At 66.9% G+C, this 25769-nt stretch carries 20 protein-coding genes and 7 pseudogenes; 11 read left to right on the top strand and 16 right to left on the bottom strand.

Annotated features, from left to right (window positions below; translation table 11 throughout):
• The first annotated feature begins 27 nt into the window (after positions 1-27).
• The gene (locus tag T428_RS0117925; RefSeq protein WP_025737552.1) at positions 28-957 is read left to right on the top strand and encodes a metallophosphoesterase family protein; all 930 of its coding nucleotides are present in this window, start codon (positions 28-30) and stop codon (positions 955-957) included.
• Complete coding sequence (locus T428_RS0117920) at positions 954-1361, top strand: hypothetical protein (RefSeq protein WP_025737551.1); 408 nt, start codon at positions 954-956, stop codon at positions 1359-1361. Before T428_RS0117925 ends, T428_RS0117920 begins: the two co-directional genes overlap by 4 nt.
• Here the strand turns inward: T428_RS0117920 and T428_RS0117915 are convergent.
• From T428_RS0117915 to T428_RS29220, 10 genes and pseudogenes are all read right to left on the bottom strand, one after another.
• Positions 1312-2385: an acyltransferase family protein gene (locus tag T428_RS0117915; RefSeq protein WP_025737550.1), complete on the bottom strand. Its 1074-nt coding sequence runs from the start codon at positions 2383-2385 to the stop codon at positions 1312-1314. The two genes, T428_RS0117920 and T428_RS0117915, sit on opposite strands and share 50 nt — an antisense overlap.
• Positions 2386-2422: 37 nt before the next feature.
• On the bottom strand, positions 2423-3553 hold the full coding sequence (locus T428_RS0117910; protein WP_025737549.1) for an acyltransferase family protein: 1131 nt from the start codon (positions 3551-3553) through the stop codon (positions 2423-2425).
• Positions 3554-3659: 106 nt separating this feature from the next.
• Entirely contained in the window at positions 3660-4739 is a 1080-nt protein-coding gene (locus T428_RS0117905; protein WP_025737547.1) for an acyltransferase family protein, read from the bottom strand.
• A gap of 105 nt (positions 4740-4844) precedes the next feature.
• A pseudogene (locus T428_RS29225) lies at positions 4845-5978 on the bottom strand (acyltransferase family protein).
• 69 nt (positions 5979-6047) lie between these two features.
• Positions 6048-6659 (bottom strand): dTDP-4-dehydrorhamnose 3,5-epimerase, encoded by a 612-nt coding sequence (gene rfbC, locus T428_RS0117895; protein WP_025737546.1) that lies wholly within the window; start codon positions 6657-6659, stop codon positions 6048-6050.
• A 1-nt stretch (position 6660) separates the two neighbouring features.
• Complete coding sequence (gene rfbB, locus T428_RS0117890; RefSeq protein WP_025737545.1) at positions 6661-7656, bottom strand: dTDP-glucose 4,6-dehydratase; 996 nt, start codon at positions 7654-7656, stop codon at positions 6661-6663.
• 26 nt (positions 7657-7682) lie between these two features.
• Positions 7683-8549 carry an LLM class F420-dependent oxidoreductase gene (locus T428_RS0117885; RefSeq protein ID WP_025737544.1) on the bottom strand — a complete coding sequence of 289 codons (867 nt, stop codon included), beginning with the start codon at positions 8547-8549 and terminating at the stop codon, positions 7683-7685.
• Positions 8550-8570: 21 nt separating this feature from the next.
• A complete protein-coding gene (locus T428_RS0117880; protein ID WP_025737543.1) occupies positions 8571-9416 on the bottom strand; it encodes an LLM class F420-dependent oxidoreductase in 846 nt (281 codons plus the stop codon).
• Between the two features lie 29 nt (positions 9417-9445).
• Positions 9446-10966 carry an ATP-binding protein gene (locus T428_RS0117875; protein WP_025737542.1) on the bottom strand — a complete coding sequence of 507 codons (1521 nt, stop codon included), beginning with the start codon at positions 10964-10966 and terminating at the stop codon, positions 9446-9448.
• A 7-nt stretch (positions 10967-10973) separates the two neighbouring features.
• Positions 10974-12658: pseudogene (locus T428_RS29220) on the bottom strand (NAD(P)/FAD-dependent oxidoreductase).
• A 269-nt stretch (positions 12659-12927) separates the two neighbouring features.
• Here T428_RS29220 and infA point away from each other — a divergent pair.
• The 8 genes from infA to truA all read left to right on the top strand — a co-directional run bounded on the left by infA (position 12928) and on the right by truA (position 17494).
• A complete protein-coding gene (infA, locus tag T428_RS0117865) occupies positions 12928-13149 on the top strand; it encodes a translation initiation factor IF-1 (RefSeq protein ID WP_003418601.1) in 222 nt (73 codons plus the stop codon).
• Between the two features lie 33 nt (positions 13150-13182).
• Positions 13183-13296 (top strand): 50S ribosomal protein L36, encoded by a 114-nt coding sequence (gene rpmJ / locus T428_RS0117860; RefSeq protein ID WP_025737541.1) that lies wholly within the window; start codon positions 13183-13185, stop codon positions 13294-13296.
• 170 nt (positions 13297-13466) lie between these two features.
• Complete coding sequence (rpsM, locus tag T428_RS0117855; RefSeq protein ID WP_025737540.1) at positions 13467-13841, top strand: 30S ribosomal protein S13; 375 nt, start codon at positions 13467-13469, stop codon at positions 13839-13841.
• A gap of 6 nt (positions 13842-13847) precedes the next feature.
• Positions 13848-14267, top strand: a complete 420-nt coding sequence (gene rpsK / locus T428_RS0117850) for a 30S ribosomal protein S11 (RefSeq protein ID WP_025737539.1) — start codon at positions 13848-13850, stop codon at positions 14265-14267.
• Positions 14268-14277: 10 nt separating this feature from the next.
• Positions 14278-14883, top strand: a complete 606-nt coding sequence (gene rpsD / locus T428_RS0117845; RefSeq protein ID WP_025737538.1) for a 30S ribosomal protein S4 — start codon at positions 14278-14280, stop codon at positions 14881-14883.
• A 75-nt stretch (positions 14884-14958) separates the two neighbouring features.
• Positions 14959-16002, top strand: coding sequence for a DNA-directed RNA polymerase subunit alpha (locus T428_RS0117840; RefSeq protein ID WP_025737537.1), 1044 nt, complete (start codon positions 14959-14961; stop codon positions 16000-16002).
• A gap of 63 nt (positions 16003-16065) precedes the next feature.
• Positions 16066-16656: a 50S ribosomal protein L17 gene (rplQ, locus tag T428_RS0117835; protein WP_025737536.1), complete on the top strand. Its 591-nt coding sequence runs from the start codon at positions 16066-16068 to the stop codon at positions 16654-16656.
• A complete protein-coding gene (truA, locus tag T428_RS0117830; protein ID WP_025737535.1) occupies positions 16634-17494 on the top strand; it encodes a tRNA pseudouridine(38-40) synthase TruA in 861 nt (286 codons plus the stop codon). The genes rplQ and truA overlap by 23 nt, the downstream gene beginning before the upstream one ends.
• An 83-nt stretch (positions 17495-17577) precedes the next feature.
• Here truA and T428_RS29215 read toward each other — a convergent pair.
• The 4 genes and pseudogenes from T428_RS29215 to T428_RS29205 form a co-directional block, all read right to left on the bottom strand.
• Positions 17578-19211, bottom strand: a pseudogene (locus T428_RS29215) (purine-cytosine permease family protein).
• A gap of 71 nt (positions 19212-19282) precedes the next feature.
• Positions 19283-19926: pseudogene (locus T428_RS29210) on the bottom strand (cutinase family protein).
• Positions 19927-20009: 83 nt separating this feature from the next.
• Positions 20010-20672: a cutinase family protein gene (locus T428_RS0117815; RefSeq protein WP_051465272.1), complete on the bottom strand. Its 663-nt coding sequence runs from the start codon at positions 20670-20672 to the stop codon at positions 20010-20012.
• A gap of 30 nt (positions 20673-20702) precedes the next feature.
• Positions 20703-21541 (bottom strand): annotated as a pseudogene (locus T428_RS29205) (cutinase family protein).
• A gap of 212 nt (positions 21542-21753) precedes the next feature.
• Here T428_RS29205 and eccB point away from each other — a divergent pair.
• A pseudogene (gene eccB, locus T428_RS29200) lies at positions 21754-23082 on the top strand (type VII secretion protein EccB).
• Here the strand turns inward: eccB and mycP are convergent.
• Positions 23047-24360: pseudogene (gene mycP / locus T428_RS29195) on the bottom strand (type VII secretion-associated serine protease mycosin). The pseudogenes eccB and mycP sit on opposite strands and share 36 nt — an antisense overlap.
• On the bottom strand, positions 24351-25694 hold the full coding sequence (gene eccD, locus T428_RS0117790; RefSeq protein WP_025737531.1) for a type VII secretion integral membrane protein EccD: 1344 nt from the start codon (positions 25692-25694) through the stop codon (positions 24351-24353). Before eccD ends, mycP begins: the two are co-directional and overlap by 10 nt.
• Positions 25695-25769: the final 75 nt, after the last annotated feature.

Below are 25769 nucleotides of genomic sequence, written 5' to 3'. Positions count from 1 at the left end.
AGCGCAGCGAAGAGGGGTAGTGGCGCAATGAATGACGATCCCCGCCCGATGAGTCGCCGCCAGCTGATGCGCCACGGCGCGTGGTTCGGCGCGGCGGTCGGGTTTGCCTTCGCCGGCGGCGAAGTGATCTCACATGTCGCCGGTGCCGCCGCGGCCGAGCGCACGCATAGCCGGCCCGCGCTGCGCTTCGCTCAGGTCAGCGACAGCCACATCGGCTTCACCGGTGTAGCCAACCCAGACGTGGCCGGCTCGTTCGGCCACGCCATCGATCAGATCAATAACCTCGGCTACACAACGGATTTCGTCATCCACACCGGCGACCTCACCCACCTGTCCACCCCCGAGCAGTTCGACCAGGTGAAACAGCTGATGACCGGGCTGCGCACGCCGAACGTGTTCACCGTGCCGGGGGAGCACGACTCGGTCGACGACGCCGGCCAGAAGTACCGCAAGGTGTTCGGTGCGGGATCGGTGGGTGACGGGTGGTACAGCTTCGACACCGCCGGGGTGCACGTGATCGCGCTGGTGAACACGCTGAATCTGCGCAAGCTCGGGCATCTGCGTGTCGATCAGCTGGAGTTCGTCAAGAAGGATGTCGCGGGCCTGTCCAGCGACACCCCGATCACCGTGTTCAGCCACATCCCGCTGTTCGCCATGTACCCGGAGTGGGGTTGGGGCACCGACGACGCCACCCAGGCCCTCAGTTACCTGCGCCGGTTCGCGTCGGTGACATGTATCAACGGCCATGTGCACCAATTGTTTTCCAAGATGGAAGGCACTGTGTCGTTCTACAGCGGGACGACGACGGCCTATCCGCTGCCGCGTCCCGGCGATGGGCCGGCGCCCAAGCCGGTCACGCTGCCCGCCGGAAAGCTGCACGACGCGCTGGGCATCCGTGAGGTTAGTTACACCAAGGGCGGAACCGCCCTGGCATTGAAAGAGCAGAGGCTGCAATGAATATCCTGATCCGGGTCGGCTTCGCCGCGGCGTTGCTCGCCGGTGCAGCCAGTCACGCCTACCTCTATGTTCATGGTTACCAGCATATTCCGACGATCGGCAGCGGCTTCCTGGTCCAGGCCAGCGTCTCGTTCGCGGTGGCCGTGCTGATCTTGCTCGGCGGCCCCCGGTGGCTGCGCTGGGCCGCAGCGGCGATGGCCGGCGGATCGCTGGTGGCCTTCACGCTGTCGCGAACCGCCGGGCTGTTCGGGTTCAGCGAGCACGGCTGGGATCCGTCGCCGTACGCGGCGGTCAGCGTGGCAGCCGAAGCGCTGACCGTGCTGTTGTGGACGCTTTCCGACTACCCCGGCGGCGTCAGACTCGGCTGGCTTCGGCGAACTCGGCGCCGGCCCACTTCTGCCTGAGCCGGGATTTGAGGGTCTGCGCGGGCTTCTCGACCAGAAACCAGCTCAGTGCCGCCAGCGGCAGGGTCGCCATCGTCGAAAGGAAGGCGAACACCACAGGATTCAGGCTGACGAGCCCGGCAATGGCGAGTAGCTGCTGTACCGGGAAGGCGTAGATGTAGACCCCGTAGGACAGGTCCGTCCGCAGCCTCAAGTGCTTGTCGTGGATGAGCACGCCGGAGGCGATGAGGGCGTACGCCAGCGGAACGGCGCCGATCAGCCGGTAGTCGGGCAGCAGGCTGGCCGCGAGAACGATGACGATACTCAGCGCGACGAGTGACCATCGAGCGGGAATCACGTCCCGCCACTGGTACATCACGGCACCCGCCGCGAACATGACGGCGAAGCGCGCGATGCATTGCGCGTTGCTCCACGTCCCGGGATAGGTCAGCGGGGGCAGGCACGTCGCCAAAACCAGCGCGAGCGCCAGCAGGGCCAGCGAGGTCCACCGGCGGTCGGCGAACCCGGCCAGGCCCAGTGCGACCACGGCGACGTAGCACACCATTTCGTAGATGAGCGTCCACAGCGAACCGTTCCACACGGCCGGATAGAACAGCCCGCTCGGCGTTCCCCCGATGTCGAGCTGAAGTAGCGCTACCGCACTGTTTTTCACCACGTACTCGAATGGTGCGCCGGACAGCAGCAGTCGTGCTGCCGATCCACCCTGCATGGTGACGCCGATCGGCGCGATCACCAACGCGGTAACTACCAGGCAGACGTAGAGCCCGGGCAGGATGCGCAGCGCTCGAGCGGCCAGGAAGCTACGGAGCTTCGGGTGGTTCAGCCAGCTCGCGGTGATGAGAAAACCCGAGATGGCAAAGAATCCGTCGACACCCACTGAGAACAGCAATTGTCGTACCGGCGTGGCCGGCAGCGCGCCGCCGCGCACCGGAAAGGAGTGCCACAGGATCACCTCGATTGCCATGGCCAGCCGCAATGCATTTAGTGCATTACGTCGTGGATCAAACGCCTGCCCCAGTTTCATACGCCGTCACCAGCCGTCCGCACTACTGGGCGTTAGCTTATCGCCGCAATCCGACCTTTGCGACTCGGCGAAACGGACTGAGATCGGCATTGTGAGATTCGATATGTTCGGTAAGGCTCGGCTCCGTATGCTTTTGCTTGAAACGGCTCTTGAGAGCCTGCGCGGGCCGCTCGACCAAAAACCAGCTGAGCGCGGCCAGCGGCATGGTGGCGGCCGTCGCGACCACGAAAAACAGCGAGGGGTTCAGGCTGGTAAGTCCACCGACTGCCATCAATTGCTGAACTGGAGACGCGTAAATGTAGGTGCCGTACGACAGGTCCGTGCGCAAATTCAACCGCTTGGAATGGATCAGCGACCCCGAAACAATAACGGCATATGCGAGTGCGGGTCCACCGACTGCCCGGTAGTCAGGCAGCAGGCTCGAGGCCAGGACGACGAACACGCTCACCGCGACCAGCGGCCACCGGGCCGGAATCACGTCGCGCCATTGATACAGCGTCGCTCCGGCCGAAAACATGATCGTGAAGCGCACGGCGATCTGCAGGTTGGTCCACGGGCCCGGATAGGTCAGGGGCGGCAACAGTATCGACCCAATCACGGCCAGTGCCAAGATCATCGGCGGCAGCCAGCGGCGATTCGCCAGCCCGGCCAGTCCAATGCCGGCAACGGCCAGGTAGCACAGCACTTCCCACATCAGCGTCCACGCCGAGGCGTTCCACACGCCGTGCTCCGGGACACCTTTGGGTGTTCCGGCTACGTCCAGCGCGAGCGCCGACAGCAGCGTGCTGTTCTTCAGAACGTAATCGGTTGGCGCACTGGACATTAACAGCTTCGTGGCCGCGCCCCCCTGCATCGCCACACCGAGCGGGGCGAACACAAACCCGGTCACCACCAGGCAAACGATGAGCCCGGGGAAGATACGAAGAGCTCGCGCGACCAAATATTCACGCGGGTGCGGGTTTCGGAGCCAACTCGCGGTGATGAGAAATCCTGCCAGTGCGAAGAACCCGTCCACCCCGACCGAGAAGAGAAGCTGCACAACCGGCTTGGACGACACGGCATGACCGGTGATCGGAAAGGAATGCCACAGGATCACCTCGCTCGCCAGCACCAGCCGACACGCGTTGAGCGCGTTGTTTCGCGGATCGAATGCTTGCCCCAGTTTCATCCGCGTTCGCCTCGCGGTCACCAACCCCATGTGACGCCATCATAATGTCACCGACGGACTCACCCGGCGCGCGACAAAGTGACGTGCGCCGCAGCAAAGGCAGTACCTAGCCGGCCGGATTGGCTTCCGCGAGTTCAGAGCCGGACCACTTTCGCTTGAGCCGCGTCTTGAGCGACTGCGAGGGTTTCTCTATCAGGAACCAGCTCAGCGCTGCCAGCGGTACGACGGCCAGCGTCGAAAGTCCGGCGAACACTATTGGATTCAGCGTCGCAAGCCCACAGCTGGCCAGCAGTTGCTGAGTCGGGAAGGCGTAGATGTAGACGCCGTAGGACAGGTCGGTCCGCAATTGCAAGCGTGGGTTGTGCAGCATGATGGCCGACGCGACAACGGCATACGCGAGCGGAAGGGCCGCGATCACCCGATAATCCGGCAGTAGGGCGGACGCGACGACGACGATAACGACGCTCACCGCCACCAGGGACCACCGCGCCGGAATCACGTCGCGCCACTGGTACAGCAGTGCACCCGCGGCAAACATGATCGCCGAGCGCGCCGCGAGCTGCGGGACGGTCCACACGCCGGGAAAGGTGAGCGGCGGCAGCAACGCTGCGCCAATGACGGCCACTATCAACAGAACTGGTGAAACGCAGCGTCTATTGGCAAGTCCGGCAACGCCGATGGCGGCGACGGCGAGGTAGCACATCAGCTCCCAGACCAGCGACCACAGGGAGGCGTTCCAGCCGCCGTCGGCGAACGGCACCCCGACCGGTGTTCCGCCGATGTAGTGCTGCAGGTAGGCCACGCCACTGTTCTTCAAGACGTACTCGACCGGGGCGAACGACGTCAGCAACTTCGCGGCCGAGCCGCCGGTGATCGCGACATTGAGTGGGGCGAACACGAATGCGGTGACGATCAGGCAGATGTACAACCCGGGCAGGATGCGAAGTGCCCGGGCGGTGAGGAAGTCCCGCAGTTTCGGGTCGTTGAGCCAACTCGCGGTGATCAGGAATCCGGAGATCGCAAAGAACCCGTCGACGCCGACCGCGACGAGGAGCTGAAGCAGCACCTGCGGCGGGGTGCGCCCGGTCACCGGCCAGGAATGGAACAGCATGACCTCGGCGGCCAACCCCAGCCGGAAAAGATTCAGTGCGTTATTCCGGGGGTCGAACACGTGCGCTAGCTTCATGTGCCCAATCTGTATCTGTTGTCGCCCGACCCCTTTTCGGCCATGGTATCGGCGCGGAATCCCCAAGGTAGTCGACTGCCGCTTGGGAGCCCCGAAGCGACGTGACTACGTGGCGCCCGCGATCCCCCGAACAGGACGCGGGGCGGCGACATCTGTCCTGGTGGTTGCGGGCTTGTCGTCGTGCTGGAACCGGGATTTCAGCGCCAACGCGCGCTTTTCCACCTGGAACCAGGTCAGCGTGGCCAACGGCAGGGTGGACAGCGCGGCGACGATCGTGAATGGAATCGGAGGCAAGAAGCCGAGGCCGCAGATCACCAGCAACTGTTGCATGGGCCACGCGTAGATGTACACGCCGTAGAAAAGGTCGGTGCGCAGTCTCAACCGCGGGTTGTGCAGCAGGGCGCCGGAGACGACAACCGCGTAGGCCAGCGGAATAGCCGCGATCACCCGGTAGTTGGGCACCAGCACGCCGGCCGCGACGACGACGGCGGCGCTCAAAGCGACCAGCGACCACCGCGCCGGAATGACGTCCCGGTACTGGTGCAGCACCGCTCCGGCGGCGAACACCACGGCGAAACGGGCGACCATTTGCGGAATCGTTTCGACCTTCATGATCGGGTAAGAGACTACGGCCGACAGGGCGACCGCCAACCCGAATACCACCGGGGCGGGCCAGCGGCGTTTGAGAAGCCCGGCCAACCCGGCGACGGCAACGGCGACGTAGCACATCAGTTCAAAGGCGAGGGTCCACAGCGGGCCTTCCCACACACCCGGCCACGGGACGCCGGCCGGCGTTCCCGCGATACCGACGTGAAAGAAATTCAGCACGGCGTTATCGAGCACGTATTCGATCGGCGCGGTGGACGACCAAATCGTCGCGACCGGACTGCCCTGGATTCCCACGCCGATCGGAGCGATCACGAATGCCACGACGAGTAGGCAGACCCACAATCCGGGAAAGATGCGCAGTGCCCGGGCCGCGACGTATTAGCGAAGCCGCGGATTGTGCACCCAACTCGCGGTGATCAGGAAGCCGGAAATCACGAAGAAGCCGTCGACCCAGACCTGGGAAATGAGCTGGTCAAATGGAGGCTGCAAGTGGCGGTCGGTGAGCGGCCACGTGTGTTCAAAAATCACGCCCGTCGCCAATATCAGACGCCAGACATTCAGCGCGTTATTGCGGGGATCGAATGCCTGCGCGAGTTTCATCAATCTGAATCTGTCGTCCGGCCCCCGCATTGTCGGCCATCGTAATGTCGCGCATCGCGGTGCTAGCGGAAATTGCGGAAAAGGCTCGATTGCTTGGCTTCAGGCCTCACCACGCAGTTGCGCGGCGAAACGCTGTGCCTCCTCCCAGGTGGGCAGCAGCCCGGCCGCGCGCACCTCGTCGAAGCCGGGGGCGGCGGCATCGCGGTCGGACAGGCTCGGGGCGGCCCCGTCGACCAGCGGCCAGTCGATACCCAGCGCCGGGTCGGTGGCGCGGATGGTGTGCTCGCGCTGCGGGCTGTATTCCGCCGAGCACAGGTACATCACCGTCGAATTGTCTTCCAGCGCAAGGAAACCGTGCCCGACGCCTTCGCAGAGGTAGATCGTCCGGCGATCCTTGTCGTCGAGCAGCACCGAGTCCCACTGGCCGAACGTCGGTGAGCCGACCCGAATGTCGACCACCACGTCGAACACCGCACCCCGCACGCAAGTCACGTATTTGGCCTGGCTGGGGGGGAGCTCGGCGAAGTGCAGACCCCGCAGCACGCCCGCGGCCGACACCGAGCAATTGGCCTGCCGGACGGTCAGCCCATGGCCGGCGAAGGCCCGGAAATCGGCGTCTTTGAGCCATTCGAAGAACATGCCACGGGAATCGCCGTGAATCTTCGGGGTGATTTCCCAGGCGCCGGGGACTTTTAGTTCGCGGGCTTCCATGTCACTGACCCCGTTCTTCGTAGCGGGCTTCCGATGCGTCCTTGAGCGGACGCCACCAGGATTCGTTGGCCCGATACCAGTCGATGGTTTCGCGCAATCCCTCTTCGAAGTCGGTATGCTTTGGCGCCCAGTGCAATTCGTCGTACAGCAGGGACGGGTCGATGGCGTAGCGCAGGTCGTGGCCGACGCGGTCGGTGACGTGGTCGAAGTCGTCGGGGTCGTGACCCATCATCTGTAGCAGCGTGCGCAGCACGGACAGGTTGTCGCGTTCGCCCTCGGCCGAGATCAGGTAGGTCGCCCCGATCCGGCCCTTGTCCAGGATCTGCCACACCGCGCTGTTGTGGTCGTCGACGTGAATCCAGTCGCGCACGTTGGCGCCGGTGCCGTACAGCTTGCACCGCCGCCCGGTCAGCAGATTGGTGATCTGGCGCGGGATGAACTTCTCGATGTGCTGATACGGCCCGTAGTTGTTGGAGCAGTTGGACAGCGTGGCGCGCACCCCGTACGAGCGCACCCAGGCCCGGACCAGCATGTCGGCGGCGGCCTTGGTCGCCGAATACGGGCTCGACGGGTTGTAGGGCGTCGATTCGGTGAACCGCTGCGGGTCGTCGAGTTCCAGGTCGCCGTAGACCTCGTCGGTGGAGATGTGGTGCAGCCTGATCCCGCGGCGGCGTACCGCCTCCAGGATCGTGTAGGTGCCGACCACGTTGGTGTGCAGAAAGGGCTCGGGGTTGTCCAGCGCGTTGTCGACGTGGCTCTCGGCGGCGAAGTGCACCACCGCATCCGACTCGGCGACCAGCGCCGACACCAGCTCGGCGTCGCAGATGTCACCCTCGACCAGCTCGATGGCGTCGTCGACGCCGGCCAACGACTCGCGCCGCCCGGCGTACGTCAGCGCGTCGAGCACCGTAACCGAAACGTCGGGACGCTCGCGCACGGTGCTGTGCACGAAATTCGCGCCGATGAAACCGGCGCCACCGGTGACCAGCAGCCGCATGGTCAAACCCTAACCGAGGGTGGCGATCAGCTTGCGGGGGTCAGCCCAAGCGGTCCGGCCAGTTCCTTCAGTGCGGGCAGCAGCGTCGCTTCGTCGTAGCCGCCCAGCACCTGGATGGCCACGTGATCGGCGCCCGCATCCAGGTGCTCGCCCAGCCTTTTCACGATGGCCTCCGGGGTGCCGTAGGCCACCACCGCGTCGATCAGCCGGTCGCTGCCGGGTGCGCGCACGTCGTTCTCGGTGAACCCCAGCCGCAGCCAGTTGTTCACGTAGTTGCTCAGCCCCAGATAGTGCCCGACGAGCTGGCGGCCGGCCTCGCGCGCCTTCTCGCGGTCGGTGGTCAGCACCACCTTGTGCTCCGGCGCCAAAAACACCGAATTGCCGAGTTGTTCACGCGCCCGGGCCGTGTGTTCGGGCGTGGTCAAGTACGGGTGCGCGCCGGCGCTGCGTTGGGCGGACAGCGCCAGCACCTTGGGCCCGAGCGCTGCGAGCACCCGCCGGCTGGTCGGCACCAGTGCCTCGTCGAGGGCGTCGAGGTAGCCGACCAGTGCGGCGTAGGGCTTGGCGTACTCCTGGGTGTGTTCGGGGTGGCCCACCCCGATACCGAGCAAAAACCTTCCCGGGTAAGCATTTTCGATGCGTTTGAACGACGCGGCCACGGGTGCGGCCGCAGCCGTCCAGATGTTGACGATGCCGGTGGCCAGCTGCAGCGAGTCGGTCTGCGCCAACGCCGGTTCCACCCAGGCCAGCTCGGCGTCCGGTGATCCGCCGACCCAGGCCGCCGAGTAACCCAGGGCTTCGATCTTGGCGGCCAGTTCGGGTGTGATGGAGCGGGTCGGCAGCCAGGCGCCGTAGCGGCCGAGGTCGGGCTTGTGTGCTGCGGCGTCGTTCATCGAGGTCCCCTCCGCGGTTGGTTACTTCAGTCCGAGCGGGCCCGCCAGTTCGGCCAGCGCCGAGCCCAGGTTTTCATCTTTGGTCAGGACCTGCACGGGCACGTGGTCGGCCCCGGCGGCGAGGTGCTCGTTCAGCCGCGCGGCGATCGCGTCGGGGGTGCCGTAGGTCACCACGGCGTCGACCAGGCGGTCACTGCCCGGGCGGACGACCTCGTCCTCGCCGAAGCCGGACCGCTTCCAGTTGTTGCGGTAGTTGGCCAGGTTGAAGTACATGTCCAGGGCCTTGCGTCCGACAGCGCGGGCCTGGTCGGGGTCGGTGGTCAGCACCACCTTGTGCTCGGGCGCCAAGAATGCCGACAGTCCGATCAGCTCGCGGGCCTGCGCGGTGTGCTTCGGGGTGGTCAGATACGGGTGCGCACCGGCGCTGCGTTGCGCCGAGACCCCGAGGACGCGCGGGCCCAGGGCCGCCACCACCCGCCGATGCGCGGGCACGCCGTACTCGTCGAGCCGGTCCAGGTATTCGACCAGCGCGTCGTAGGGCTTGCGGTATTCGCTGATCACCTCGCGGTGACCGACGCCGATGCCGAGCAGGAAGCGGTCCGGGTAGGCCTTGTCGATCCGGTGGAACGACTCGGCCACCTCGTTGGCCGGTGCGGTCCAGATGTTCACGATCCCGGTGGCCACCTGCAACGTGCTCGTCGCTTCCAGGATGGGCTCCACCCAGGCCAGCTCGGCCGGTGGCGAGCCGCCCACCCAGACCGCGCCGTAGCCGAGGGCTTCGATTTCTCTGGCTTGCGTAGGGGTGACGCCGCGTCCGAACGTTCCGAACCGGCCGAGGTCGGGCTTGCGTGCAGCTGCATCGGTCATGGCGTCTTTAACCCCGGCGGGTGGCGGCACTATTCCGGGTCGGCGCCGTCCAGGTCGTCGTCGTCCACGGCGGCGACGTCGGCGACGGGCGGCTTTTCCAGCGGCAGCAGCACGATGAACCGGGTGTCGCCGGGCACCGATTCCACCCGCAGATCGCCGCGGTGTTTTTTGACGACGATGTTGAATGCGAGGTCCAGCCCGAGGCCGGTGCCCTCGCCGAACGGCTTGGTGGTGAAGAACGGCTCGAAGATGTGCTCGCGGATATCCGGCGGAACTCCCGGACCGGTGTCACAGATTTCGACGCGGGTCATGTTGTCGCCGTAGCGGCAGGTGCGCACGGTCAGTGTGCCGCCCGTATCGCGCATCGCGGCGAGCGCGTTGTCGATGATGATCGTCCATACCTGGTTGAGATCGCCTGGATAGCAAGGGATTTCGGGAAGTGAGCGGTCCCAGTCCTTCACCAGGTTGATGGTGGGGGTGTCCTTAGGGCCGTCCTTGCTGCCGTCCTTGGTCAACCGGTCGGCGAACATCACCAGCGTACTGTGCAGCAGGTCGTGCACGTTGGCCACCTGGGATGGGGCGCGATCCAGTTGCGAGTACTGCTTGGCGTCGGCCACCAGCGCCAACATCCGCTTGCTGGCTTCCAGGATCTGGTTCATCAGCAGCTCGCTTTCGATGGTGTAGTTGATCCACCGGATCGCCTGCTCCAACGTCGCCGACTCGAGCGCGTCGGTGACCGCCGAAATCCGCTCCAGCCAATCGGTGTCGACGCCACCCTCGACGAACGTCGGCGCGATGTCCCACCCGCCGTCGATGCCGTGGTCTTCCAGCCAGTCGCCGACGGCGTCCTCGCGGTCGGAGGTCTCCAGCGCGCTCAGGTGCTGCGCAGCGGATTTGGCGACCTGCTCGGCGACCCGCTCCTGCAGGTGCACCAGGGCACTCAACGCCTCGGGGGTGATGGTGCCGTCGGCCAGCATCGCCAGCTTGTGACGCATGTTGGCCACCCGCTCGCGCAGATCCGACGCGGCCCGCGAGATCGCGGCGGCCGGGTTGTTGAGCTGATGGGTGAGCCCCGCCGACAGCCGGCCCAGCGCCAGCAGCTTCTCCCGGTTGTCGATGATCCGCCGCGTCCGGTCGGTGCCAACGGCGATGCCGTCGAGCAGGTGCACGGCCATCGGGAATTGGTCGCGCATGAACTGGGCGAACACGGGCGCGTCCATCACGAAAAACCGGGACGGCTTGGTCACGTGCACCGAGGCGTCGTAGGTCTTCTGCTTGCCGCCGGTGAACGCCCGCCACGCGCCGGCGTACACCCCGCGTTGCGAGGTGCGGTTGGTTTCGATGTCCTGGCCGCCGGAGAGCTTGGATATCGCCAGCTCGCCCTCGATCAGCACGTAGAAGCAGGTCGCCGGTTCGCCTTCCACGCAGATCGGCCCCGGCTGGTACTCCTCGATGCAGCCGTTGGCGCACAACACCGTGAGCTGTTCGTCGGTCAGCGCCTCGAACAGGAACAGGCTGCGCAGCTCGTCGGGCTCACACGGGGTTGTCATGGCGCTCCTAGCTTTCGGCCAGATAGCGGTGTACCAGCATCACGGCCATCGACCCTTCCCCGACCGCGGCGGCGACCCGTTTGGCCGACGTGGAGCGGACGTCGCCGGTGGCGAACACCCCCGGCACGCTGGTTTCCAGATGATGCGGTGGGCGGTCCAGCGTCCAGCCGCAGACGTTGCGCAGGTCCGGGCCGGTGAGGATGAAGCCGTGGTCGTCGCGGGCCACCACCCCGTCCAGCCACTCGGTGCGCGGGGCGGCCCCGATGAAAATGAACATCCGGCCGCAGGAGACTTCCTCGGTTTGCTCGGTCCGGTTGTTGATCAGGGTCAGCTTCTCCAGATGGCCGTCGCCGCTGGCGCGCCGCACCTCGGTGCAGGTCAAAACGTTGATCTTGGGGTTCGCCTCGATCTGCTCGATCAGGTTGTAGGACATCGACGCTTCCAGCGACGGGGCGTGCACCACGATGTTGACCGACTTGGCCGTTCGCGGCAAATACATGGCGGTCTGGCCGGCGGAGTTGGCGCCGCCGATCACGTAGACCTCTTCGTCTTCGCAGTCCGAAGCGATCGACACCGCGGCGCCGTAGTAGACGCCGCAGCCGGTGAGCGTGTTGCATCCCTCGGCGTCGAGGTTCCGGTAGGCGACACCGGTGGCCAGGATGACCGCGTGCGCGTCGATCGAGCCGCCGTCGGCGAACCGCACGGTGCGCTTGGGTCCGTTCACCTCGAGGGCGACCGCCTTGCGGGCGGTGATGAGCTCGGCGCCGAACTTCTCGGCCTGCCGGCGCGCCCGTTCGGCCAGCTGGCCGCCCGACACCCCGTCCGGGAAGCCGAGTTAGTTCTCGATCCGGGAGCTCTGGCCCGCTTGCCCGCCGGTCGCGGTGCGTTCGATCAGCACAGTGCGCAACCCCTCGGAGGCGTCGTAGACCGCGGCGGCCAGGCCCGCGGGCCCGCCTCCGATCACGATCAGGTCGTAGAACTCCTGCGACGGCGTGGAGGACAGACCCAGCTTGTCGGCCAGTTCGGCGTCGGTGGGTTCGACCAGCGGGTCACCCTGCTCGGTGACGACGACGGGCAGGCGCCGGCTGTCGGCGCCGGCGGCGTTGAGCAGCCGCTGGCCCTCGGGTTCGTCGGCCATGAACCAGGAGTAGTGCAGCCCGTTGCGGGCCAGGAAGTCGCGGACCTCCCAGGACCGTGCCGACCAGCGATGCCCGATCACCTTGGTGTGCGAGATGGCGTGCGCCGGTGTCGCGCGCCAGGCTTCCAGCAGCGCGTCGATGACGGGGTAGAGCTTTTCTTCCGGCGGATCCCACGGCTTGAGCAGGTAGTGGTCGAGGTCGACGACGTTGATCGCGTCGATCGCGGCGTGGGTGTCGCCGTAGGCGGTCAGCAGGATCCGCCGCGCCGCCGGGTACAGATCATCGCCTGCTCGAGGAACTCGATGCCCGTCATCTGCGGCATCCGGTAGTCGGCGACGAGCGTGGCGACCGTTTCGCCGCGCAGTTTCAGCTGCTTGAGGGTTTCCAGGGCCTCGGGTCCCGACTCGGCGCGCACGATGCGGTGCTCCTCGCCGTATTTGCGCCGGAGGTCCCGGGCCACGGCGCGGGACACCGCGGGATCGTCGTCGACGGTCAGGATCACCGGTTTGCGTGACTGCGCGGCGCCGTCAAGGGGACGTGCGGGATTTGTCATCGGGGTCAAGTATGCGCTCGTCAGGCGGCCTATGGTGGGTCGAGGTGGCGGCGAGATTGGTCCGGGGAGCGACGGGATCACGGATTTTGGCCATGCCGCTCAAGCGGGTACCATGGGACGACGGTGCGTCTTTCGCGCCGGCTTTTTTGTGTGTCCGTTCCCTAGGAATTTCCTGTCACCGGCTCACGTTCGGAAAGTCGGTGTGAATGCTGTGCCGTTGTTGGCGCAGACGACAACGAAACCAAACGACGAGGATTTGACGAGCAGTTATGGCCAAGAAGGACGGCGCCATCGAGGTCGAGGGCCGGGTGGTCGAACCCCTGCCCAATGCGATGTTCCGCATTGAGCTGGAGAACGGCCACAAGGTGCTTGCCCACATCAGCGGCAAGATGCGGCAGCACTACATCCGCATCCTGCCCGAGGACCGGGTGGTGGTGGAGTTGTCTCCCTACGACCTGTCCCGGGGCCGCATCGTGTACCGGTACAAGTAACCACCCAACAGACGAGAACAGGATCGAAAAGCCGTGAAGGTCAACCCCAGTGTGAAGCCGATTTGCGACAAGTGCAGGGTGATCCGTCGGCATGGGCGGGTCATGGTGATCTGCACCGATCCGCGCCACAAGCAGCGCCAGGGCTAGTTTTTCGCCCCAGCCCCACACAACTGAATGATGACCTCCCAGCACCACTAGGCGGATGCGCCGCCTACCCACGCCCGGTCGGAGGCCGGGCCCCGACGCCGGAATTGTTCTTTCCGGCAAGGGACGGGCTGGGAAAAGACCTCCGCATAGAAAAAGAGGAAACGCCGCCCATGGCTCGACTAGTAGGCGTCGATCTGCCGCGCGACAAGCGGATGGAGATCGCGCTGACGTACATCTTCGGCATCGGCCGTACCCGCTCCAACGAGATCCTGGAAGCGACCGGCATCGACCGGAACCTGCGCACCAGGGATCTGACCGACGACCAGCTGACCCACCTGCGCGACTACATTGAGGCCAACCTCAAGGTCGAGGGTGACCTGCGCCGCGAGGTTCAGGCCGACATCCGCCGCAAGATCGAAATCGGCTGCTACCAGGGTCTGCGGCACCGCCGCGGCCTTCCGGTGCGCGGCCAGCGCACCAAGACCAACGCGCGTACCCGCAAGGGCCCCAAGCGCACCATCGCCGGCAAGAAGAAGGCCAGGTAACCGCCAATGCCACCAGCCAAGAAGGCAGCCGCTTCCGCACCCAAGAAGGGGCAGAAGACCCGCAAGCGGGAGAAGAAGAACATCCCGCACGGCGCCGCGCACATCAAGAGCACGTTCAACAACACGATCGTGGGCATCACCGACCCGCAGGGCAACGTCATCGCCTGGGCGTCGTCGGGTCACGTCGGCTTCAAGGGCTCGCGTAAGTCGACGCCGTTCGCCGCGCAGCTCGCCGCCGAGAACGCCGCGCGCAAGGCCCAGGAGCACGGCGTGCGCAAGGTCGACGTGTTCGTGAAGGGCCCGGGCTCGGGCCGGGAGACCGCGATTCGTTCGCTGCAGGCCGCGGGCCTGGAGGTCGGCGCGATTTCCGACGTCACCCCCCAGCCGCACAACGGCTGCCGCCCGCCCAAGCGACGCAGGGTCTAGGAGGACAACCATGGCTCGTTACACCGGACCCATCACCCGCAAGTCGCGCCGGCTGCGCACCGACCTCGTCGGCGGGGACCAGGCCTTCGAGAAGCGTCCCTACCCGCCCGGCCAGCACGGCCGCGCGCGGATCAGGGAAAGCGAATACCTGTTGCAGCTGCAGGAGAAGCAGAAGGCCCGCTTCACCTACGGCGTGATGGAGAAGCAGTTCCGTCGCTACTACGAAGAGGCCGTGCGCCAGAGCGGCAAGACCGGTGAGGAGTTGCTGAAGATCCTCGAAAGCCGGCTGGACAACGTCGTGTACCGCGCGGGGCTGGCGCGGACCCGCCGGATGGCCCGCCAGCTGGTCAGCCACGGGCACTTCAGTGTCAACGGCGTGCACGTCAACGTCCCCAGCTACCGGGTGTCGCAGTACGACATCATCGACGTGCGGGAGGGGTCGCTGAACACCGTGCCGTTCCAGATCGCGCGGGAGACGGCGGGCGACCGCCCGATCCCGAGCTGGCTGCAGGTGGTGGGGGAGCGTCAGCGCATCCTGATCCACCAGCTGCCCGAGCGCGCACAGATCGACGTGCCACTCACCGAGCAGCTCATCGTCGAGTACTACTCGAAGTAAAGACTTTTCGGGCCGACCGGCCCGAAAACCCTAACGGCATCAAATAGCGGGTGCCGAGAAGGAGAAGAGAACACCATGCTGATTTCTCAGCGACCCACACTGTCCGAGGAAATCCTCACCGACAGCCGGTCCCAGTTCGTCATCGAACCGCTGGAGCCGGGTTTCGGTTACACCCTTGGCAATTCGCTGCGGCGCACGCTGCTGTCGTCGATTCCCGGCGCAGCGGTCACCAGCATCCGCATCGACGGCGTGCTACACGAGTTCACCACCGTGCCGGGCGTCAAAGAGGATGTCACCGACATCATCTTGAACCTCAAGGGTCTGGTCGTGTCCTCCGAGGAGGACGAGCCGGTGACCATGTACCTGCGCAAGCAGGGTCCGGGCGAGGTCACCGCGGGTGACATCGTGCCCCCCGCCGGCGTCACGGTGCACAACCCCGACATGCACATCGCGTCGCTGAACGACAAGGGCAAGCTCGAGGTCGAGCTCGTCGTCGAGCGGGGCCGTGGCTACGTGCCGGCCGTGCAGAATCGCGCTTCCGGCGCCGAAATCGGCCGTATCCCAGTCGATTCCATCTACTCGCCGGTGCTCAAGGTCACCTACAAGGTGGACGCCACCCGGGTCGAGCAGCGCACCGACTTCGACAAGTTGATCCTGGATGTCGAGACCAAGAACTCGATCACCCCGCGCGACGCCCTGGCGTCGGCCGGTAAGACCCTGGTCGAATTGTTCGGCCTGGCAAGAGAACTCAACGTCGAGGCGGAGGGTATCGAGATCGGGCCGTCGCCGGCCGAGGCCGACCACATCGCCTCGTTCGCGCTGCCGATCGACGACCTGGACCTGACCGTGCGGTCCTACAACTGCCTCAAGCGCGAGGGTGTGCACACCGTCGGCGAGTTGGTCAGCCGCACCGAGTCCGACCTGCTGGACATCCGCAACTTCGGGCAGAAGTCCATCGACGAGGTCAAGGTCAAGCTGCACCAGCTGGGCCTGTCGCTCAAGGACAGCCCGCCGAGCTTCGACCCGTCCGAGGTCGCCGGTTACGACGTCGCCACCGGCACCTGGTCCACCGAGGGTGCGTACGACGACCAGGACTACGCCGAAACCGAACAGCTCTAAGAGAATCCTTCCGTCCCGGCCCTACCTGATACGGGGGTCGGCCCCTAAATAGGAGATAGTGCAATGCCCAAGCCCACCAAGGGCCCTCGCCTCGGCGGGTCGTCTTCGCACCAGAAGGCTCTGCTGGCCAACCTGGCCACATCGCTGTTCGAGCACGGTCGCATCAAGACGACCGAGCCCAAGGCACGTGCACTGCGGCCGTACGCGGAGAAGCTGATCACGCACGCGAAAAAGGGCACCCTGCACAACCGTCGAGAGGTGATGAAGAAGATCCGCGACAAGGACGTGGTGCACGCCCTTTTCGCGGAGATCGGACCGTTCTTCGCCGATCGCAACGGCGGCTACACCCGCATCATCAAGGTCGAGGCCCGCAAGGGTGACAACGCCCCGATGGCCGTGATCGAGCTGGTGCAGGAAAAGACCGTCACCTCTGAGGCCGACCGCGCGCGTCGGGTGAAGGCGTCGAAGAAGACTGCCGACGCGCCGGTCGCCGCGGCGGCCGCTCCGCAGGCGGCGGTCGAGCGCGAGGCGGCCGAAGGCCCGACGGCCGAGGAAGCCGTTGCCGACGTCGAAGAGGCCTCGGCCGCCGAGCCGGCTGCCGAGGAGCCCGAGGCGCAGGCCGCCGACGAGGGTGACGAGTCAGACGACAAGTAGCGAAGACGTCCGTCTTAGGCTCGATATCGCCTACGACGGAACCGATTTCGCGGGCTGGGCAACGCAGGCCGGTCAGCGCACCGTAGCCGGCGTCATCGAGGACGCGCTGACGACGGTTTTCCGCACGCCGGTACGGCTGTGGGCGGCCGGGCGCACCGACACGGGTGTACATGCCACCGGACAGGTGGCCCATGTCGACGTGGCGGCCGCCGCCTTGCCGAACGCCTACCCGCGCTCGCCGCGGCACGGCGATCCGGAATTCCTGCCGCTGCTGCGTCGACTGAGCCGCTTTCTGCCCACCGACGTCCGGGTGCTCGAAATCGTTCGCGCCCCAGCTGGTTTCGACGCACGGTTCTCGGCGCTGCGGCGTCACTACGAGTACCGGTTGTCGACGGCCGCGTACGGGGTCGAGCCGCAGCAGGCGCGCTACGTTACCGCCTGGCCGCGCGAACTGGACGTGGACGCGATGAACGCGGCATCCCGGGGCCTGCTGGGGTTGAACGACTTTGCGGCTTTCTGCCGTTATCGCAGCGGCGCCACCACGATTCGCGACCTGCAGCGGCTGGACTGGTCGCGCGAGGGCGACCTGATCACCGCGCACGTCAGCGCCGACGCGTTCTGCTGGCAGATGGTGCGCTCGCTCGTCGGCGCGCTGCTGGCCGTCGGCGAACACCGGCGCACGGCGCAGTGGTGTCGTGAATTGCTCAGCGCGACAGCACGATCCAGCGACTTCGCGGCCGCACCGGCACATGGCCTGACCTTGATAGGGGTGGACTATCCGCCCGACGACGAGCTGGCGTCGCGCATCCTGATCACCCGGGATCTGCGCACCCACTAAGGCTCACCGCGCCCGTCACCGCCGCGACACTTACACCTCACACAAGACACGCCGCAAAGCGTCGCCATGGCTTAAGTCTCGCGTTAAGGCTGGGCGTCCAGCAGGTGTTCGGCGCGCTTGTCGGTGGACACGCACAGCGAGCAGATGTGGGCGTCGTGGGCCACGCAGGCCAGCATGTCCGAACGTTCGAAGTCGTGATTGCAGGCGTGGCAGGTCAACTGATCGGCGGCGGGATTGCCGTGCTCGTCGTACACCGGCAGGTCGATGCCGTCGTGCGTGCGCCGCAGGTAGTACTTGCCGCGGGTCGCGATCGCCAGGATCGGGGGCATCACCAGCGCGACAACGATTGCGACCAACGGCGAATACGGCCGCAGCGCCTCGCCGAGGCCGCCGAAGAACGCGGCGATCGACAGGCCCGCGGCCAGCAGCATCGAGCCGAAGCCGACCGGGTTGATCGCGTACAGCATGCCCCGGCGGAATTCGGGTGCCTTCGGCGAAAGCTTCAGCAGGTACTTGTTGAACACGATGTCGGAGGCCGCCGCGACCACCCACGCCATCCCGCAGTTGGCGTAGAACCCCAGGATCGTGTTCAGGAAGTCAAACATGTTGGCTTCCATCAGGATCAGCGCGATCGCCAGGTTTACGGCGAAAAACACCACCCGGCCGGGGTAATGCTTGGTGACGCGGGTGAACGAATTCGTCCAGGCCAGCGAACCCGAATACGCGTTCGTCACATTGATCTTGACCTGGCTGAGCACCACCAGGATCACGGCCAGCGTCAACGCCAGCCAATCCGGCATGAAGTTCGCGTAGATCTCGTCGAACTGGTGCACCGGTTGATTCGCGATCGACAGCGAACCCGCCAGGTGGAAGACCAGATAGACGGCCAAAAACAACCCGACGATCTGCTTGATCGCGCCGAACAACACCCAACCGGGACCGGCCAGCAGCACCCAGGTCCACCAGCTGCGCGAGTTCTTTCGCGTGCGCGGCGGCATGAACCGCAGGTAGTCGATCTGTTCGGCGATCTGGGCGATCAGCGCCAGGCACACCCCCGCGGCCATCAGTGCCGAACCGGCGTTCACCCCGCCGTGGCCTTGTTTGCCGGTGTAGGAGAAGAACTCGCCCACCGACTCCGGGTGGCTGCTGACCAGGTAGACGAACGGGGCGACCATCAGCAGCAGCCACAGCGGGGTGGTCCAAAGTTGAAGCTGGGAAAGAACTTCCATGCCGTAGATCACCAGCGGGAGATGATCAGCGTCGAGCAGGCATAGCCGATCCACAGCGGGATGTGCAGACCCAGCTTCAATCCCTGCGCCATGATCGAGCCCTCGAGCGCGAAGAAGATGAACGTGAACGTCGCGAAGATCACGTTGGTGACCACGGAGCCGTAGTAGCCGAAACCGCTGCCGCGGGTGATCAGATCCAGGTCGATGTTGTAGCGCGCCGCGTAGTAGGCCAGCGGCAGGCCGGTCGCGATGATCACCACCGCGAATATCCCGATTCCGCACAACGCATTTGCGGTGCCGTAGGTGATGCCGAGGTTGGCGCCGATCGCGAAGTCGGCCAGATACGCGATGCCCCCGAGTGCCGAGATCCCCACCACCGCGGTGGACCACCTGCGATAGCTGCGCGGGGCGAAGCGCAATGTGTAGTCTTCGAGCGTCTCCCGGGCGGCGGGCGAGGTGTCACGGTCGGTCGCGGCGGTGGTCGTCACGCCTGCATTGTCCGGTGACGCGACGCCAACCGCCACTCGAGGCGCCTGGGAACTGGCTGTGCGCCTGTGGATTACAGTTTGCCGGCGGCGAAGCTGGCCGCCTGGTCCACCAATCCGGAATCGATGTAGGACGGCTGCAGATGCGACGCCCACACCGCCTTGCCGTTGCCGTTGCAGATCGGGTCGCCGGGGGCGCACTCCTCGATCGTCTTACCGGCGAAGGCGGGCTGAAGCCGGGGACCGGACCGAGCACGCGCTGGGTGCCGTTGCCGAACAGCGCGACGGCCGCGACGTGTTGATCCATGCCCGGCGGCAGCGGGTTCTTGAACCCGAACGACGGCTGGGTCACCGCGATCACCAGGTCGGCCGCCACGGCGCCGAGCGAGTAGCCACCGAGCACCTCGCGGGTGTTCGGGCAATGCTTGGCCATGTATTGGACGTGACTGCTCATGTCGTTGGCGCTCTTGGCCGGATCCACGTCGGCGGGGTAGTTGACGCCGTAGACGCCAAGCGGCAGGTGCGTTTTGGAGCGCAGCGAGTTGGCGAACGCGTCGCCGACCAGGCCGGCGCCGGGCGGCTCCTCACGCCCGCGGGCGAACACCACTTCGGCGCCCGGACACGGTGGCGCCGCCGAGGCCATCGGAGCCAGGGCCGCCGCCGGGCCGATGGTCAGGACTGCTGCGAGCAACGTGTTGCCCAACGGTCTAACCCCCATGAGCCGATGGTACGCATTGTCGGCGGGTACCAGTGACGGCCGAGACCACTGTGCGATCGCGGTGTGACCGGATCTTTGTGCCGTTAGAGCTTGCCGGCGACGAAATGTGCGGCCTTGGTGGTCAATCCGGGCACGTAGTTGAGGTGGGCCTGCCACGAGTTGCCGTCCGAGCAGATCGGGTCGCCGGGGTTGCACAGGTTGAGGATCTTGCCGCCGAAATCCGGGCTCAGCACCGTCATCAAATTGCCGGCCCGGCCCGACGGGTTGCCGAACAGCGCCACCGCGGCGACGTGATCGGCGGCCTCGGCGGGTAGCGGGTCGCGAAAGCCGAGGGCGGGTATCGGTGCGGCCGTGACGATGTCGATGACGGCGGCGCCCTGGGAGTAGCCGCCGAGCACGAGCTGGGTGTTCGGGCAGGTGGTGGCCATGTGCTGGATGTGGGCGCTGGCGTCGTTGGCGCCGTCGGTGGCGGCCAGGAAGTCGTCGTTGGCGGGGTAGTTGACGCCGTACGCCTCGATATTGCGGTGGGTCTGCTGGCGCAGCGAGTTGATGAAGGCCCCGCCCACCTTCCCGACGCCGGCCGGCTCGTTAGTGCCGCGGGCAAACACCACTTCCACGTCCGGGCAACCCGCCCAGGCGTGTGGAATCAGCGGGTTTCCCAACAGCATCGCGGCCACTGCGAGAAGCGCGACCGTTACCAAACCGCTATATCTATGCGCCCGTGGTCTTTTCGCGGCAAAACTCATGCCGCGATGGTACGGGCTATTGACGGTGTGTCAGTGGACCGCGGCAACCACGTCGGTTTGCGGCACCGGCGCCGACGGCACGGGCGCCTGCGGGGCACAGCTCGGGGTTTGCGGGACCGGGCCGGGTGCTTGTCCCGGGGTCAGCGGGCCGGAGCCGGGGTACTGCGGGCCGGCACCCGGGGTAGACTGCCCGTACCCGGGCACCGACGGCCCATAGCCGGGCACCGACGGCCGGTGCCGAGCAGCTTGGCCGCGACGAACGCCGCGGCCTGCGTGGTGTAGACGGGGACATACCCCTCGGTGTTCCCGCTCCACTCGTTGCCCGGTCCGGCGTGGCATATCGGGTCGTTGGGGTTGCACAGGTCGATGGCCTTGGAGCCCAGCAACTTGCTCTGGCTGGGCAGCGTCCCGCCAGCGCGGTCGGCCACGTCGCCGAAGGTGGCCACGGCGGCGATGTTGTCGGCGTACTGCGGCGGCAGCGAGTTGCCCCAGCTGATGCCGCCGATCGGGACGCCGGCCACGATGTCCATCACCGACGCGCCCTGGGAGTAGCCGCCCATCACGATCTTGGTGTTGGGGCAGGTTTCCACGCTCTTCTTCACGCGGTCGATGGTGTCGTTGGCGCCGTCGCCGCCGTGCAGCTGCAGCTTGCTGGCCGCGTAGTTGACGCCATAGGGCAGGATGTTCAGCCCGCCGGTCTGCTGGCGCAGCGAGTCGACGAAGGCATCGCCGACGCGGCCCAGGCCGGGCGGCTCGTTGGTGCCGCGGGCAAAGATGACCTCGACGTCGGGGCAGTCGAAGGCGCGGGCGACGGGGGCACTCGGCGTGGCGAGCAGGCCCGCGGCCGTGACTAGGGCGGCGGCGCCCAGCCGACGAAGCGACCGGCTAACCGCACGCTGCCCTCCCGATAGGGACGGATGCGGTGAAAAAACACGTCGCCACTGTACCCAGATTGCGACCCGGCCAAACCTGTGCGGCTGTGGATAACCGGAGCCGTCGCCGTCCGGAGACGGTTAACCTGACCTGCGGATTCGGGTACTTTGGGAGGCCAGTGCCCTACCGACCGGCCACTTGAGCGCACATCAGCGGTCATCGATTTTTGCTGCGTCGTATCGAGCGGGCACTGCGCAACGGTGACACCGCGGTCTCCAGCGAACCGCTACGGGCGCGTACCGGACCCCTGACGGTCGGCTGCGTCCTGGCGGCGATCGCCGTGGCGGGATGCGCATTCGTGGGGCTGCTGCGGCCCCAGGCACGGCTGGATCAGGCCCAGATCGTGATGGGCAAGCAGAGCGGGGCGCTGTTCGTGCGAGTCGGCGACACCTGGCATCCGGTGCTGAACTTCGGCGCGGCTGGTTGCGGCGGCGGACGCCAACGCCCGGCCCGTGCCCGAGTCCGAATTGCGTCGCACCAAACGTGGTCCATTGCTCGGCATTCCGGGTGCACCGCAGCTGCTCGGCGCGCCGTTGTGCGGTGCTGATGCGGCCTGGACGATCTGTGACACGGACGGGGCATCGTCGACGACGGTCGTCGTCGGACGCATCGAGGGGCCGTCGGTCCACCGCCTGGCCCGGGAACAGGCTCTGCTGGTCGCGCCGGGTACGGGCGCGCCGGCCTACCTGCTCTACAACGGCCAGCGCGCGGTGGTGGATCTCGCCGACACGGCGGTCGTGCGTGCATTGCGACTGGAGGGCCGCGCGCCGCTGGTCGTGTCGCAGATGTTGCTGAACGCGGTGCCCGAGGCGCCGCCGATCACGACACCCCGCATTGCTGGCGCGGGCGGCAAGGCGGCCGGACTTGCCGACTTTCCGGTCGGCAGCGTGCTGCGCATCGCCCGCGGAGACGGCGACGATTACTACGCCGTGTTGAGCACCGGGGTCCAGCGCGTCGGCCAGGTAACTGCGGACCTCCTGCGTTTCGGCGACTCGCGGGGCAGCGCCAACGTCATCGGGGCGCCCCGGATGTGATCCGGGGCGCCCCGATCGTCGACGCGTTGCCGGTGCGGACGTTCCCCGATGTCGCACCCCGCGGCCCCGGCCCGAACGGACGCCCGACCACCGTCTGCGTGAGCTCGGGGCCGGGGGCCGGGTTGCTGACCGCGACCGGCCTGCCGCTGCCGGCCGGTCAGGCGCCGGTGTCCTTGTCGCAAGCCGACGGGCGCGGTCCCGCGCTCGACGCGGTCTACCTGCCCCCCGGCCGCAACGCCTACGTGCGGGCCGGCGCCCGCTATCTCGTCACCGACACCGGCGTGCGGTTCGCGATTCACGACGACGACGCCGCGCATGACCTCGGCCTGCGGACCGATCCGATCCCCGTGCCGTGGCCGATGCTCGCGGTGTTGCCGTCCGGGCCGGAACTGAGCCGGGCGAACGCGTCAGTCGCCCGCGGTATCGTCGCGGGATCCTCGTAGCCGCCGCCTGGCCACACCGATGGTCACCACGCACATCAGGGTGAGCAGACAGATGGCCGCGCCACGCAACGCGGTGTCCCGGGCACGAGAATTCGCCGCCCTGGGTGTCGGTGTGGCCAGCGGCACGCGGGCCGGGGGCGGCGTAACGGCCATGGCGGTCCGGCCCGAGTCGGTGCTCACCGCGGCGAGTACATCGACCGTGCCGCTGCCGACCAACGGATTCCATCCGGTCGGTGGATGATGCGCGGTCGACTCGATGCGTTGCATCACCTGCCGCGCGGTCAGCGCCGGAAATCGGGCTCGAATCAGGGCGGCCACACCGCTGACAACCGGTGCGGCGTAACTGGTCCCGGACAACGGCGCGGAACTCAACGACGTCACCGCCTCCCCGATCGCGGCGACGTCGACCCAGAGCCCGGCCAGGGTGAAGGCCGACGCCGCCCCGGCGGTGTTCACCGAGCCGACGGTCAGTACGTAGTCGTCGTACCAAGCGGGGCTGACCGCGACCGAGACGGTCTGCCATGTCGCATCGGGTCGCTGGGGTGGGCACTGCCCGCCGCCACCGGTGTTTCCGGCCGCGGCCACGACGACGGCGTTCTTGACGGCGACGGCGTAGGCCAGCGCGGCCCCCAGCGCCCGGTCGTCGAGCCCCGTGGTGACCGGGACGCACGCCACCGACGAGATGTTGATCACCGACGCGCCCAGGTCGGCGGCCGTCCGGATCGCGCTCGCCATGGTGTCCACGTCGCCGGCGCCGGAGCCCGACGGGTCGCCGGCGGGCGCGAATTTCGAGCTGGACTGCCGGATGCTGATCAACGTGACGTCGGGTGCCACACCGCTGAAACTGTCGGTCGTGGAATCGGCTGCGGCCGCGATGATTCCGGTTACCAACGTCCCGTGCGCGTCGCAGTCCTGAGTGCCGTCGCCCGTGAACACCTAGTCGCCCCTGGGCACCACATCGGGCAGCCGGCCGTGTCGAGAAACACCGGTGTCGATGACGGCAACCCGTTGGCCCGCACCGCGGGTCAGCTGCCAGACGCGCGGTAAATCGAGATCGGCGAGCTGATTTCGCCCCGGCCCCGGATTCCCGCCGACCATCGTGCAGACCTCGCGTTGAGTGGTGGGTCGCGGCGGCGCCGGCCGTGCCGGCTTCGGCAGCAACCTGTCGTCGACTTCCGGTGGCGAAACCGCTTGGGCCGACGGCATTCCGAAGCTCGCCAGGGCGACCAGGACCGATGCCACCAGCAGCCGCGCGGTGGGCGAGGCGCTCAACTCCATGTCGGGAGCAGTCCGCGGGCCGCGGTGTACAGGCCGCATGCCCAACAGCTCAGCGGCACCATCGCGATCAGGATCGAACACTCCACCAGCTCGACGGCCTTTCGCGTGACCGGTGACAGCGGCGACCGGGGAACGACGAACCCGAGGTAGACCGCGGCGGCCACCACCGACGCCGTCGCCCCGGCAATCCACGGGCCGTGCGCTGCGGCCTGCCGCGCGGCTACTTCGAGCGTGGTTCCGATGGTGACCACTCCGGCGCCGACTCCCACCAGCGTCCTTCGCTTGTCAACGGCGTTGGCGCGCAACAGCAGTAGCGCACCGGTGGCCGCCGCAAGTGCGGCACAACTCAGCCGAGGTGCGCCCGCCACGACGGTGATGACGGCACCGGTGGCCGCCGAGGACGCGAACGCGGCCTCCAGACTCGCCAGCCGGGCACCGGCACGCGCGGCACGGGCGACCAACGCGTCCGCGGCCGGGTCGGGGTCGCTTGAGGTGGGCGACAATCCGGACGCCAGGACCGCCATCCGCGCCGCCAACCCGAGTAGCCCAAACGATGTCAGCGCCAACAGCGCGCCGATCGCGTGCACCGGCACGCCGATGACGACACCCCCGAACGCGGCGACCGCGACGACCGTCGCAAAGCATGCCGCGGCCGTCAAAGTTACTTCCCCGCAACCGGATACGCGCATCGCCAGCACGGCCGTGACCGCCGCCGCGGTGGCGGTCAACAGCAGATTCGGCAGGCCCGGGCTGCCGGGCACCGCGAGGAAGCCGGCAACCGCGGCGAAGGCCGTCGCCACCAGACTCAGCGTCAGTCCTGCCATCGCGTCACGGTGTGCGCGACTGGCGAACGCTCCCAGCAGTACGGCCGCGACCGCGAGGCCCGCCGCGACTGCCGCGGTGTCGACCTGGTCGCGAACACCGTTGTCGATGACCGTGTTTCGGACAAGTGTCAGGCATCCGGCACCGGTCAGAAAGCTGGCGGCCAGCGCGGCGGTCAGACGTGTCGCCCGGTCAATCTGGGCTGGACTCCATCTCCTGGGGTGCAGCGCCTCCGCCACCGCCTCTGCTACATCATCGAATCGCGGTGCGGGTGGCGGCGTCGCAGACTGGCTCAGGACGAGGACGTCGCCGTAGCGGACACCGCCTTGCGCCAACGTCGTGGCGGAATCCAAAGCGGCCGAGCCGAGAATCGACAGCCGGTACGGCTCCGCCGTCGATCCGCTGCCACCGTGACTTCTCAAAGCGTCGACGATCGACGGCACCAGGGCGGCAACGGGCATCCCGGACGGCAGAGCCAAGTCGACGACGGCCGTGCCGGCATGCACGGACACGCGGCGAAGCCCCGGATCGCAACCAGATAACGTCAACCTCTTCGCATTGGGACGATGGGGACGCTAAAGCAAGCT

This window comes from Mycobacterium genavense ATCC 51234 (assembly GCF_000526915.1).
GTDB classification, from domain to species: domain Bacteria; phylum Actinomycetota; class Actinomycetes; order Mycobacteriales; family Mycobacteriaceae; genus Mycobacterium; species Mycobacterium genavense.
This window is presented reverse-complemented; position numbering and strand designations above follow the sequence as displayed.